This window comes from Clostridium thailandense, assembly GCF_019207025.1.
Classification (GTDB): Bacteria; Bacillota; Clostridia; order Clostridiales; family Clostridiaceae; genus Clostridium_AM; species Clostridium_AM thailandense.
In genome coordinates, this window is record NZ_JAEEGC010000188.1 from 1 (window position 1) to 12,257 (window position 12,257).

At 29.5% G+C, this 12,257-nt stretch carries 12 protein-coding genes and 2 pseudogenes; 10 read left to right on the top strand and 4 right to left on the bottom strand.

The features are described 5' to 3' along the window. Window positions 1-154 (bottom strand): annotated as a pseudogene (locus I6U48_RS27155) (NADP-specific glutamate dehydrogenase); the annotation flags it as partial. Between I6U48_RS27155 and I6U48_RS27160 the strand changes: the two are divergent. The 10 genes and pseudogenes from I6U48_RS27160 to I6U48_RS27205 form a co-directional block, all read left to right on the top strand. Next, a pseudogene (locus I6U48_RS27160) lies at window positions 116-517 on the top strand (NADP-specific glutamate dehydrogenase); the annotation flags it as partial. The pseudogenes I6U48_RS27155 and I6U48_RS27160 sit on opposite strands and share 39 nt — an antisense overlap. Before the next feature lie 395 nt (window positions 518-912). Beyond that, the gene (locus I6U48_RS27165; RefSeq protein WP_218323642.1) at window positions 913-1,446 is read left to right on the top strand and encodes a GNAT family N-acetyltransferase; all 534 of its coding nucleotides are present in this window, start codon (window positions 913-915) and stop codon (window positions 1,444-1,446) included. Between the two features lie 39 nt (window positions 1,447-1,485). Beyond that, a complete protein-coding gene (locus I6U48_RS27170) occupies window positions 1,486-2,007 on the top strand; it encodes an alpha/beta fold hydrolase (RefSeq protein WP_218323643.1) in 522 nt (173 codons plus the stop codon). A 54-nt stretch (window positions 2,008-2,061) separates the two neighbouring features. After that, window positions 2,062-2,247 (top strand): alpha/beta fold hydrolase, encoded by a 186-nt coding sequence (locus I6U48_RS27175; RefSeq protein WP_218323644.1) that lies wholly within the window; start codon window positions 2,062-2,064, stop codon window positions 2,245-2,247. A gap of 169 nt (window positions 2,248-2,416) precedes the next feature. Then, a complete protein-coding gene (locus I6U48_RS27180) occupies window positions 2,417-3,646 on the top strand; it encodes a BaiN/RdsA family NAD(P)/FAD-dependent oxidoreductase (protein ID WP_218323645.1) in 1,230 nt (409 codons plus the stop codon). A gap of 212 nt (window positions 3,647-3,858) precedes the next feature. After that, window positions 3,859-4,524 carry a (d)CMP kinase gene (cmk, locus tag I6U48_RS27185; RefSeq protein WP_218323646.1) on the top strand — a complete coding sequence of 222 codons (666 nt, stop codon included), beginning with the start codon at window positions 3,859-3,861 and terminating at the stop codon, window positions 4,522-4,524. A gap of 19 nt (window positions 4,525-4,543) precedes the next feature. Beyond that, the gene (locus I6U48_RS27190) at window positions 4,544-6,457 is read left to right on the top strand and encodes a bifunctional 4-hydroxy-3-methylbut-2-enyl diphosphate reductase/30S ribosomal protein S1 (protein WP_218323647.1); all 1,914 of its coding nucleotides are present in this window, start codon (window positions 4,544-4,546) and stop codon (window positions 6,455-6,457) included. Window positions 6,458-6,692: 235 nt separating this feature from the next. Further along, window positions 6,693-7,073 (top strand): adenosylmethionine decarboxylase, encoded by a 381-nt coding sequence (gene speD, locus I6U48_RS27195; protein WP_178909716.1) that lies wholly within the window; start codon window positions 6,693-6,695, stop codon window positions 7,071-7,073. Between the two features lie 122 nt (window positions 7,074-7,195). Then, window positions 7,196-8,248, top strand: coding sequence for a CotS family spore coat protein (locus tag I6U48_RS27200; protein WP_246615579.1), 1,053 nt, complete (start codon window positions 7,196-7,198; stop codon window positions 8,246-8,248). A gap of 82 nt (window positions 8,249-8,330) precedes the next feature. Further along, a complete protein-coding gene (locus tag I6U48_RS27205; protein WP_218323648.1) occupies window positions 8,331-9,206 on the top strand; it encodes a GNAT family N-acetyltransferase in 876 nt (291 codons plus the stop codon). Window positions 9,207-9,253: 47 nt separating this feature from the next. On the opposite strand, the gene I6U48_RS27210 is transcribed toward I6U48_RS27205, so the two are convergent. From I6U48_RS27210 to I6U48_RS27220, 3 genes are all read right to left on the bottom strand, one after another. Continuing rightward, entirely contained in the window at window positions 9,254-10,450 is a 1,197-nt protein-coding gene (locus I6U48_RS27210; protein WP_218323649.1) for a pyridoxal phosphate-dependent aminotransferase, read from the bottom strand. Window positions 10,451-10,537: 87 nt separating this feature from the next. After that, window positions 10,538-10,711, bottom strand: coding sequence for a hypothetical protein (locus I6U48_RS27215; RefSeq protein ID WP_218323652.1), 174 nt, complete (start codon window positions 10,709-10,711; stop codon window positions 10,538-10,540). Between the two features lie 79 nt (window positions 10,712-10,790). Continuing rightward, window positions 10,791-11,975 (bottom strand): aminotransferase-like domain-containing protein, encoded by a 1,185-nt coding sequence (locus tag I6U48_RS27220; RefSeq protein WP_218323650.1) that lies wholly within the window; start codon window positions 11,973-11,975, stop codon window positions 10,791-10,793. Window positions 11,976-12,257 lie beyond the last annotated feature (282 nt).

A 12,257-nucleotide genomic window follows, 5' to 3' on the forward strand; every position in this document is an offset into this window, starting at 1 on the left:
CTATTACTCCATTCTTTTGGAAGTATTCTACTGCTTCATTTGTACATGGCATGTTAGCTGCTTCACAAACAAACTTGATTCCATTTGCTACTATTTGTTTAGCATGCTCTAATTGGATATCATAATGCCATGTGCAGTACAAAATGATATCCAATTAGAGCATGCTAAACAAATAGTAGCAAATGGAATCAAGTTTGTTTGTGAAGCAGCTAACATGCCATGTACAAATGAAGCAGTAGAATACTTCCAAAAGAATGGAGTAATAGTAGGACCTTCAAAAGCAGCTAATGCAGGTGGAGTTGCTACATCAGCTCTTGAAATGTCACAAAACAGCATGAGATTATCATGGACAAAAGAAGAAGTAGATGAAAAATTACATGCAATAATGGTTAACATCTACAATAACTGTAAGAGAGCATCAGAAGACTATGGATTTGGTTACAACCTAGTTGCTGGAGCTAACATAGCTGGATTTGTTAAAGTTGCAGAAGCTATGCATCAACAAGGAAACTATTAATTAATATAAATGGGCTGTTGTACTATGGAGCAGTAAGGCCGAAAGTAGAGTTATTCTCCGGGAGCTGTTACCAAGCTTCAGCACTATAAAAACTTTTAATCAATCTAAAGCTCAGTATTTTGAAAATCTAAGAACCTTTGATAAACTCGTACCTCAAACATATCAAAAGTTCTAAGATTTTCTAAAATACTTCGCTAAGATTGATAAAAAAGTTTTTATATGTGTCTTTAGCTTTGGTAACAGCTCCCTACGTATAACTCTACTTTCTGGTGTAGTTCTCTATAAGTGCAACAGCTTTTTTTTATTTTTGAAATATAAATGTTATGCTAAAATGATAATTGTTGGTATAATTTTAAAAAAATATAGGAATAAGTTTTATTAGGGGGAGATGCTAAATGAAAGAACTAATAGTTAATAAAGAAAAGATTACAATTAGGAAAGCTAAAGAGTCAGATGCAGAGGTATTAATAGAATATCTTAATATAATTGGTGGACAATCAAACGATTTAACTTTTGGAGAAGGTGAATTTGGGAGAACTGTTGAAGCAGAACGGGAGTTTATTAAAAATGCTTTAGAAAAAAACAATGCTCTATTTATAATTGCAGAAGTTGACGGAAAGGTAGTTGGAAATTTAAATTTTTCAGGCGGTCCAAGAAAGAGAATTGCTCATGTTGGTGAATTTGGGGTAAGTGTTCTTAAAGAATATTGGGGAAATAGGATTGGTGAGGAACTGATAAGATATTTGATTGATTGGAGTAAAAATTCAAAAATAATTAAAAAAATTAATTTAAGGGTCAGAACTGAGAACAAGAGAGGTATTGGTCTTTATAAGAAATTAGGATTTTTAGAAGAAGGAGTTTTAAAGAGGGATTATTTAATTGATGGTGAATTTTACGACTCTTTATTAATGGGATTATTGATCGACTAATTAAGAATGTTTTATATATAAGCATAAGGAGGCGTACATATGCCTTATATTAAGTTATCTGATTTGAATTTGTATTATGAGGAAGTAGGTATTGGAGAACCCGTTATATTTTTACACAATGCCTTTTCGAGAGGAATTCTTGCATTTTCAGCTCAAATTCCTGTTTTGCAGAATAAATACCATTGTATAATGCCGGATTTAAGGGGGCATGGAAGAACTAAATGTGATGAACTAAAATGGACAATACCTCAATTGGCTGAGGATATTATAGAATTTATTAATAAATTGGAGCTTAAAAAGGTTAATTTAATTGGATTTAGCATGGGTGGTGGAGTTGCTTTTTATATAGCAACTAAGTGTCCGAAATTAATAAATTCATTGCTTACCATTGGAACTGCCAGTTGTGTAACAGATGGGATAAAGAGCAATGCAAATAACTTTGAATATCACATAATAAAAAATGAAGAAGATAAAAACTATATTAACTTACTTAAGCATAATCATTTTGATGCGCATAAAGGTGAATGGAAAAGTTTTGCTAAGACTAGTGTAATGAATTAGAGAAAATATCCTAACATAACTGATGAGGAACTAGAAAAATTAAATTTTCCATGTATGTTTATAGCAGGGGGAAAAGATGAAGCTATTAAACAGGAGCATATTGAAAGTTTAGCTAAAGGAGTAAAAAATTCGAAAAGTAGAGTTATAGAAGATTGTGGACATGGACCTCACTTGATAAATGAAAAGCCTGTATTATTAAATAATATAATAGTCGAGTTTTTGGATGAAAATACTAGATAAAAAGAGATTTAAAAGGTAAAAAAGTATATAACAAAAATAAAAAAATCCTTATACTATATACTATGTTTGATACTTCTTAATTGTTTTATTTATGGAATTTGTATTATAATATACATTAGCTGTATTATTTAATTATTAATATAGATTAAAATGAACGGACGGTGTTAAGATGGCAAAGGTTATAGTAATTGGAGGAGGTCCAGCAGGTATGATGGCAGCTTTAGCGGCTGCAGATAAACATGATGTAATATTAATAGAAAAGAATGAAAAGTTAGGAAAAAAACTATTTATAACAGGCAAAGGTAGATGTAATGTTACTAATGCAAAGGATATAGGTGAGTTCTTTGATTATATACCTGGAAATCCTCATTTCCTATATAGTTCACTTTATACGTTTACTAATGAAGATACCATTAAATTCTTTGAAAACCTCGGTGTTAAATTGAAAGTTGAAAGAGGAGATAGAGTTTTTCCTGAGTCAGATAAATCTTCGGATATAATATCTGCTTTTCAAAAAGAATTAAGTAGAAAAAAAATAAATGTTAAATTTAATAGCAAGGTTAAGGAACTTATAGGAAACAATAATTATATAGAAGCAGTTAAATTGCAAGATGATACAATTATTAAAGGAGATTATTTTATTTTATGTACAGGAGGAATGTCATATCCGCAAACGGGGTCAAGTGGTGAAGGACATAAATTTGCTAAAGGGTTAGGCCATAATATAACAAAAATTACACCTTCTTTAGTGCCAATTGAAACAAAGGAAGAATGGATAAAAGAACTTCAAGGTCTCTCGCTTAAAAATGTAGAATTAACAATAGTAGATGATAAAAATAAACCTCTTTTTAAGGAATTTGGTGAAATGTTGTTCACACATTTTGGAATATCAGGGCCTATTGTATTAAGTGGAAGTAGAGTTGTAACTGAAGGGAAAAACTTAAAAGCTGTTATTAATTTGAAACCAGCTTTATCTTTTGAGGAACTTGATAAGAGAATACAAAAAGATTTTATGAAGTACATTAATAAAGATTTTAAAAACTCACTGGATGATCTTATACCAAAAAAATTAATAGATATTATTATTAAAGTATCGGAGATTGACTCTGATAAAAAGGTTAACTTAATTACTAGGGAGGAAAGAAGAAATTTAGTACAATTATTGCAGAATTTTACCCTAGAGATAAAAGGATTAAGACCTATATCAGAGGCTATAGTTACTGCTGGAGGAGTAAATGTCAAAGAAATAGACCCTTCTACAATGCAGTCAAAATTGATTTCTAACCTATATTTTTCAGGTGAGGTTATAGATGTAGATGCTTATACTGGAGGGTATAATATACAAATAGCATTATCAACTGGTTTTTTAGCAGGAATTAAAGTTGGTGAAAAGGAATGATAGTTCTTATGTGTTACTGTGCATTAGAGTGTTAGTATTAACGGATGTAGATTTAGAAAATAAGAGCTTTATATATCTAAATGATGTTAAAATTTTAAAAAAGATTTATTTAACGAATAATAGCAAAAATTAAAGGATTTTAAGTATTTTTATAGAATATATTTATAGATAGTTTTAAATAGTTACGTTTCTTGGAAAGGCGGAATGAAACTTTGTATATATCTGTAGCAATTGATGGTCCTGCAGGAGCAGGAAAAAGTACTATTGCAAATATTATAGCTGATAGATTTAAATTGATGTATATAAATACTGGTTCAATGTACAGAGCTGTTACTCTTATGTCCATGAGGAATAATATAAATTTTTCAAATGTTAGGGAAGTGTGTAGATTAACCAATTCGTTGGAAATGCATTTTGAAAATGATAACCTTATAGTTAACGGAGAAGACATTACAGATGAAATAAGGTCACTAGAAGTAAGCAATAATGTATCAAATTATGCTACCATTCCTGAAGTTAGAAGTATCTTAGTTAAACTTCAACAAAATATGGCATATAAATACAATGTGATTATGGACGGCAGAGACATAGGAACTGTCGTTCTTAAGGATGCTCCTCTTAAATTTTTTCTTACAGCAAGAGCCGAAGAAAGAGCTAAAAGGAGATGTAAAGAGTTTGAAGAAAAGGGTATATATGTAGAATATAATAATGTACTTAATGATATAATAAAAAGAGATTATATAGATACTCATAGGGAAAATAATCCTTTATGTAAGGCGACAGATGCCATAGAAATAGATTCATCCAAACTCTCGATAAGTGAAGTTGTAGATGTTATTTCTAATTACATAAATGAATATATTAAAGAGAATAATTAATAATCGAAGGTGAAAATAAATGCAAGTTATATTAGCTGATAATGCTGGTTTTTGTTTTGGAGTAAAAAGAGCGGTTGATGAAGCAGTAAGTGTTCAAGATAAATATGGTAAAAAAATATATACGCTAGGACCACTAATACATAATAATGATGTAGTAAAATATTTAAAAGAAAGAGACATACATGCAATTAGTATAGATGATATAAATAAGTTGCAAAATGGTGATATTGTGATTATACGTTCTCATGGAGTTCCTAAAAAGACTTATGAGATACTTGAAAACAGGGGAATAAACATAATTGATGCTACATGTCCTTATGTAGCAAACATACATAAAAAAGTAAGAAAATATTATGAACTAGGGTATTCTGTTCTTATAGTTGGTGATAGCAACCATCCCGAAGTAGTTGGAGTTAATGGTTGGTGTGACGAGAAAGCTATTATAACTAAAGATGGTTCAGATTTAAAAAAACTGCCGAATAAACTATGTGTTGTATCACAAACTACAGAGAAGCAATCTAATTGGGAAAAAGTTTTGGATGTAGTCGCTAAAGAATGTAAGGAATTTATTGCTTTTAACACTATATGTAGTGCCACAGAATTGAGACAAAAAGCTGCTGCAGAGATTTCTAAAAAGGTAGATATGATGATAGTTTTAGGTGGTCTAAACAGTTCTAATACTACTAAGTTATATGAAATATGTAAAGATAATTGCTTAAATACTATTCATGTTGAAAATTCAGGAGAAATACCTGATGATATAATTAATTCCAATAAAATAAAAACTATAGGTGTTACAGCTGGAGCTTCAACACCGGATTGGGTAATAAAGGAGGCAATTTTAAAAATGGGCGAGGATAAAAACTTAGAAATGAATGAACAACTAGCTTATATGGAGCAGAATGACAAGCCAATAATAGTAGGTAAAATTATCAAGGGAAAGGTAATTACTGTAAGTGAAAAAGAAGCTTTCCTAAATATAGGATATAAGGCGGATGGTTTACTTCCTAAGAATGAGGTAACAAAGAATGAGTCTGATAACCTTACTGATTTAATTCATGAAGGTGATGAACTAGATGTAAAAATTATTAGAAGAAAAAATGAAGATGGATATGTGGTTTTATCAAAAATAGAATTAGAAAGAGAAAAAGCCTATAAAGATTTGAGAGAAGCTAAGGATCAAAATAAAACAATTAAAGTAATAGTTAAAGATGCTGTAAATGGAGGTTTAGTAACGAGTTTTAAAGGAATTAGAGTGTTTATTCCAGCATCACATGTTGAACTTTTTCATGTAGAAGACCTTAATCAATATATAAATAAAGAGTTAGAGGTAAATATCATTGAGTTAAAAGAAGATAGAAAAGGAACAAGAATAGTAGCATCAAGAAGAGGTTTGCTGAAAGTACAAAAAGAAGATGAAGAAAATGAAACTTGGAACTCATTAGAAAAAGATGTAGTTATGGAAGGTGAAGTAAAACGATTAACAGACTTTGGAGCTTTTGTTGATGTACAAGGGGTTGATGGATTACTACACGTATCAGAAATATCATGGGGAAGAGTAGATAAGCCAAGTGATGTACTAAAAATAGGACAGAAAGTTAAGGTCTATATATTAGATTTAGATAAAGAAAATAAAAAATTATCTTTATCAATGAAAAAAGCTATGGAAAATCCATGGACTAATGTAGAAATTAAATATCCTGCTGGAAATATAGTATTAGGTAAAGTTGTTCGTTTTGCAAATTTTGGAGCCTTTGTTGAATTGGAGCCAGGAGTTGATGCGTTAGTTCACATATCACAAATTAGCCATAAGAGAATAAACAAACCAGAGGATGTATTGACTATTGGTGAAGAAATTAAGGCTAAAATACTAGATGTTAACAAGGAAAACAAAAAGATAGGTTTAAGTATTAAAGAAGTTGATGAAATTTAATATTTAATTTAGTAATCCTTATTTTATGCATACTTACTGAAAAATGCGTGTAATATTATTATAGGCACGCATTTTTTATTATTTTAAATAAAATATATAGAAATAAAGAGAAAAATTAAAAAAATAAGAGTTTTATAGATGTATTACTAAAAAAATAGCTATATATATTGACTTTTTGATTATTTTTGATAAAATTTAATTGTTATATTTTTATGTAAGGGGGTAAATACGTAGAATGCATGAATTAGGACGTCATATTTTAGCAGAGATTTACGGATGTAATTCTGAGATTCTAAACAATAAAGAATTTATAGAAAAAATAATGGTTGATTCTGCTCTAAAAGCTGGAGCAGAGGTTAGGGAAGTAGCCTTCCATAAGTTTAGTCCACAAGGCGTAAGTGGAGTTGTTATTATATCTGAATCACATTTAACAATTCATACGTGGCCAGAGTTAGGATACGCTGCTGTAGACGTATTTACTTGTGGAGATAAAATAAATCCATGGGACGCATGTAATTATATGACAGAGAAATTTGAAGCAAAGAACATGACTGCTACTGAAGTAAAAAGAGGAATCTTTGAGCAACCAGTATCAGTTAAAGCATCAAATATATAAGAGGCCATCGTTACTGATGGTCTTTTATTTTATGTTTAATGACTTTTAGTTATTGAATGAATGTAATAATTTCTACCTTATATAATATATATTTATTAGAGGAGCTTATAGGAGGTAGAAAAATGGAAAATCCAAATGTAAGTTATATTTATAAACTCTCAGAAAAAGAGGAAAAAACGGTATTTAGAGTGTTAGAAAATTATAATTTTGATGTTATAAACATTGCAAAAGTAAGAAATGTTTATAGAGTGGAGACCTCTTGTGGGAACGTATGTCTGAAGAGAATTAAACATGGTAGACATAAAATTATTAATGGAAATATCTTAGCAGAAGGATTTATAAATGAAGGGTTTGGTAATATTGCTAAATATTATAAAACTAAAAATAATGAAACTTATGTAAGATACAAAGGTTCAGTATTTTATATTACTGAATGGATTGATGGAGAAGAATGTAATTTAGATAGTATTGAAGAAGCGAAGAACTGTGTAAAATTATTAGCACAATACCATATGACATGCAACAATATAGAAATGAAAAAACTGAAAATTAAAAATAAATTAAGGGACTGGCCGCGAATTTTTAAGGAAAATTTACATGATTTAGAAAAATTTGAGAGAATTATAAATAGAAAAAAACTTAAATGTGAATTTGATATGGTTTATCTTAATTATATAGAAAGTGTATATAATAGAGGGATTATTGCACTAAGGCTTTTGAACACTTCTAACTTTTATAAGCTATGTAAACAAGCTAGAAAAGACAAGACTGTATGTCATGCTGGCTTTTACCATGAAGACATTATTAAAAGGGGTCAAGGTTATTATATAATAGATTTAGATAATATAATAGTTGACCTTCGTGTAAATGACCTTGGGAAATTTATAAGACAACTAATGTTTAAAAAGACTCATAAATGGGATTTTCAAAAGGCTAAATTAATAATAGAAGAATATTGCTCTATTGTACAACTTAACAGAAATGAATTAGAAACAATGTTAGCCTTAATTATATTTCCACATAAGTTTTGTAAATTAGGGAAAAAACGATATATAAAACATAAAGTGTGGGAAGAAACAAAATATACTTACAAATTGAATAGATTAGTTAGATACAATACTAATCAAGATAGATTTCTAGATGATTATTTAGCTTATATTAATAATAAACAATGAAGGTTTGACTGGAAAACAATTAAGATTTATACTAATATTGAACTAAAATTAAATAATAAATTACGACATGGGGATAAGTTTTATGTATGAATGTGTTGGACTAAATAAAAAAAATCTTGTTTACTTTAAATCGTTAAATGAGAGAAAAAATGAATTTAACTCTTTAAATGAGGATTTTTTTGAGACTTACAACAATTGCAATTTTGCTCAACAGATTTTTTTAAGAAGAAGAGTTAAACTTTTAAGAATCAATTCAAAATACATAGGATATATATGGTCAAATACAAATGATAAAGATATATGCTCAATAAATGCTATAAATGTTTTAAAGGTACTAGGAAGTATAAAAATTCATATGCTATATAAATTGTTAATAGATACTTTAAAGAATAAAAGTGTTATAAATTATTTATGTGAAAGTAATGACTATAATTATGAAATTTTAAAAAATATAGGATTTAATAAAAAAGAAGGAACTTTAATACTTTACTCTAACATATCGAAAGAGAGTCTTGAGTATTTTGACAATGGTTTTGAGTTTCAAAATTTAAAGATAGGTAAAGACGAAGCAAAAAGGTGTCAGATTCAAAATGAAATATTTAAAGATGATAATAGAATACCCTTAAATATTGAAGACATATATTTTGATCAGATTCAAAGTTATTATTTCGATCGAGGTTCGATATTTTTAAAGAAAGATGGAGAATATATAGGATATGGTCAAATAATAATTGAGGATGGGATACCAACTATAGTTAATTTTGGCATATTAAAAGAGTATAGAGGAAATGGATATAGTAAAGTTCTACTAAGCCATCTTTTAAAAATAATAAAATTTAATGGTTTTGACATTGTAAAAATTAAGGTTAAAAGCACTAATGTACCAGCTATAAATCTATATGAAAAATTAGGTTTTTATAAAAAGAATGAAGTATATATGTGGGAGCTTAAACGTTAATATAATTTAAATAACACCCCTATGAATAATCATGGGGGTATAGTTTTCTATTTATGAATTTCTTTGTATTTAGTTACTGCCATTCCTATTAAATCCATAGCATCTTTTAATGACTCGCAATTTAAGCAGTAAGATAATCTTATTTCGTCTTTTCCAAGACCAGGCGTAGCATAGAATCCTTCAGCAGGTGCAACCATTACGGTTTTACCATTATGGCTGAAATCAGTTAAAAGAAATTTGGCAAAATCTTCTGCATCTTCAACGGGTAATTTAGTTACTATGTAAAAAGCACCTGTTGGTTTTTGGCAAATTACCCCTGGAATCTTGTTTAAACCTTCCATCATTATATCTCTTCTTTTTTGATATTCAGCTCTTGTTTCAGCAAAGTAACTGTCGGGAGTATCTTTTAATGCAGCGGCACCTACTTGCTCTACTGTAGGGACACAAAGTCTTGATTGGCATAATTTCATTATATTATACATTAAATCTTTATTTTTAGAAGCAACTAGACCTATTCGGGCGCCACAAGCACTATAACGTTTTGAAATACTATCAATTACTATTACTCTGTCAGCTATATCTTTCATTGAAAGAGCAGAAGTATATTGTAAACCATCGTAAACAAATTCTCGATATACCTCATCAGCTATTAGGTATAAATCATATTCTTTTACTATGTCACCTAACATTCTTAATTCTTCTGAAGTATAAACAACACCAGTTGGGTTTCCAGGATTTGATATCATTATAGCTCTTGTTTTGTTTGTAATTTTTTTGATTATTTCTTCTTTAGGTGGAAGGTGAAATCCTTCTTCTGCCTTAGTCAAAAAAGGAGTCATTTTAGCTGAAGCAACTTCAGCAAAGCCATTATAGTTTGTATAGAATGGTTCTGGAGCTAAAATTTCATCACCTGGATCACATATAGCCATAAATGTTAACATTATAGCTTCACTACCACCGTTTGTTATAAATAATTCATCTTTAGTGAATTGGGTTTTCCATTTTTTATAGTATTCTATAAAACTTTCTTGTAAAATATCCATTCCTTGTGATTCAGTATATTTTAAAACATCTTCTTTAAAATTTGCAATAGCTTTAAAAAATTGTTCAGGAGTTAATACATCGGGTTGACCAATATTCAGGTGATAAACATGAATACCTCTCTTTTTAGCTTCAGCTGCATATGGTGCTAGTTTACGAATAGGTGAAAATTGCATGTTTTGAATTCTGTTTGATAATTTCATTTCGAAAGTACCCCCAATCCTTAATAAAAGATATGATTATTATATTTACGATAAATGATTGTAAATATATCTGAATATTAAGAAATATTATTTTATAACATTTTCAATAGGAATATGCATTGATTTAAATTCAAACATAGATTCATATTGAACTTGCTTAAAATATGATCTGTCTCCAATGCAATCACATCTCATCGAATTGTTACTGTCTATCGAATCATAATTGTCTAAAACAGAATTTTGAACTTTAGCATCATACATATAAACCCCTCCTTTTAGGAATAGTTTCACCTAAAAGGGGGATTTTATGCATTTATTTATACAATTTAATTAAAAAATATTAATAAAATTTTGCAAGGACTTTTCCAAGTCTTTTTATTCCTTCTACTATTTTATCTTCACTCATGCAGGAATAATTCATTCTAAAGAAATTTGGATGACCACCATTAGGGAAGAATGACCCGCCAGGAACATATGCTACATTTTCTTTTAAGGCTTCTTTTAATACCTCAGCAGCATCAAGACCTTCTTTTAACTCAACCCATGTGAATAATCCTCCAGTTGGAAAAGTATATTTTATTCCTTCAGGGAAGTATTTCTTCATATTATCAAGCATAAGGTCTCTACGATTCTTGTAAACTACTTTTATTTTTTCTATATGTTCATTTAAATCATGAGTTTGCATAAATAAAGCAGTTGCTCTTTGGTCAAAAGAACTAGATTGTAAATCTGCACCTTGCTTTACAACTATATATTTTTCTAATATTTCTGGTGTTGCGCATATCCAACCAATTCTTAATCCTGGACAGAAAGTCTTTGAATAAGTTCCAAGATAAATAACCCAGCCTTCTTTATCAAAACTCTTAATAGAAGGATGTCTTTTACCTTCGAAAATAAGATCTCCATATGGGTTATCCTCGATTAATGGAACTTTATATTCAGCAGCCAGCTCTGCTACTCTTTTTCTTCTGTCATCAGACATTGTTCTGCCTGTTGGATTTTGAAAATCTGGTATAGTATATATCATTTTAGTGTTAGGGTGTGCTTTTAGTGCCTTTTCTAACTCATCAACTATCATTCCGTTATCATCCATGCCTATTTCCACAAAGTTTGGTCTATATGCTTTAAAAGCATTAATTGCTCCTAGATAGCTTGGACTTTCACAAATTACAGTATCACCTTCGTTTACAAATATTCTTGCTGAAAACTCAAGTCCTTGCTGTGAACCTGATGTTATAGCAATATCATTACCAGTAACGTTAACTCCTGCAGGAGTCATTCTTTCCTTCGCAATTATTTCTCTTAAAGGTGCAAAGCCCTCTGTTGAACTATATTGTAATGCTAGTCTACCATCTTTTTCTAAAACTTTTTGAGAAATTTCTTCCATTTCCTTTGTTGGAAACAATTCTGGTGCAGGCAATCCACCCGCAAAAGAAATAATTTCTGGCATTTCTGTTAGTTTCAACAACTCTCTAATCTCTGATGCCTTCAATCCCATAGCTCTTTCTGAAAAACGTACTTCCATAAAATATCCCTCCGAAATTAATTTTTTTTTTTGGTCTACATTTCATAATTCTACAAAAATTTGAGAAATCCTTCCTTGAATAAATAGAGTTTTTAGCATCAATATTGAGTTTGCCTGCAACATTGGGCAAATTAATGATATATAAGCAAATATGCCCGTTAAATACTATTTTGTATCTAACCTCTAATTGATGCGTATAAGTCAGAAAATGTAAACCTTTTCACGAGAATTTAGATGAACTTTAAAAAGTCTATCTAATATTAATAATACAATTTTTCTTGT

Bases quoted from the DNA above. Each gene is read 5' to 3' on its own strand.
- I6U48_RS27205 (WP_218323648.1), top strand. From the start codon at position 8,331: ATGTATGAATGTGTTGGACTAAATAAAAAAAATCTTGTTTACTTTAAA.
- I6U48_RS27200 (WP_246615579.1), top strand. From the start codon at position 7,196: ATGGAAAATCCAAATGTAAGTTATATTTATAAACTCTCAGAAAAAGAG.
- I6U48_RS27220 (WP_218323650.1), bottom strand. From the start codon at position 11,975: ATGGAAGTACGTTTTTCAGAAAGAGCTATGGGATTGAAGGCATCAGAG.
- I6U48_RS27175 (WP_218323644.1), top strand. From the start codon at position 2,062: ATGTTTATAGCAGGGGGAAAAGATGAAGCTATTAAACAGGAGCATATT.
- I6U48_RS27180 (WP_218323645.1), top strand. From the start codon at position 2,417: ATGGCAAAGGTTATAGTAATTGGAGGAGGTCCAGCAGGTATGATGGCA.
- I6U48_RS27210 (WP_218323649.1), bottom strand. From the start codon at position 10,450: ATGAAATTATCAAACAGAATTCAAAACATGCAATTTTCACCTATTCGT.
- I6U48_RS27215 (WP_218323652.1), bottom strand. From the start codon at position 10,711: ATGTATGATGCTAAAGTTCAAAATTCTGTTTTAGACAATTATGATTCG.
- I6U48_RS27170 (WP_218323643.1), top strand. From the start codon at position 1,486: ATGCCTTATATTAAGTTATCTGATTTGAATTTGTATTATGAGGAAGTA.
- speD (WP_178909716.1), top strand. From the start codon at position 6,693: ATGCATGAATTAGGACGTCATATTTTAGCAGAGATTTACGGATGTAAT.
- I6U48_RS27190 (WP_218323647.1), top strand. From the start codon at position 4,544: ATGCAAGTTATATTAGCTGATAATGCTGGTTTTTGTTTTGGAGTAAAA.
- I6U48_RS27165 (WP_218323642.1), top strand. From the start codon at position 913: ATGAAAGAACTAATAGTTAATAAAGAAAAGATTACAATTAGGAAAGCT.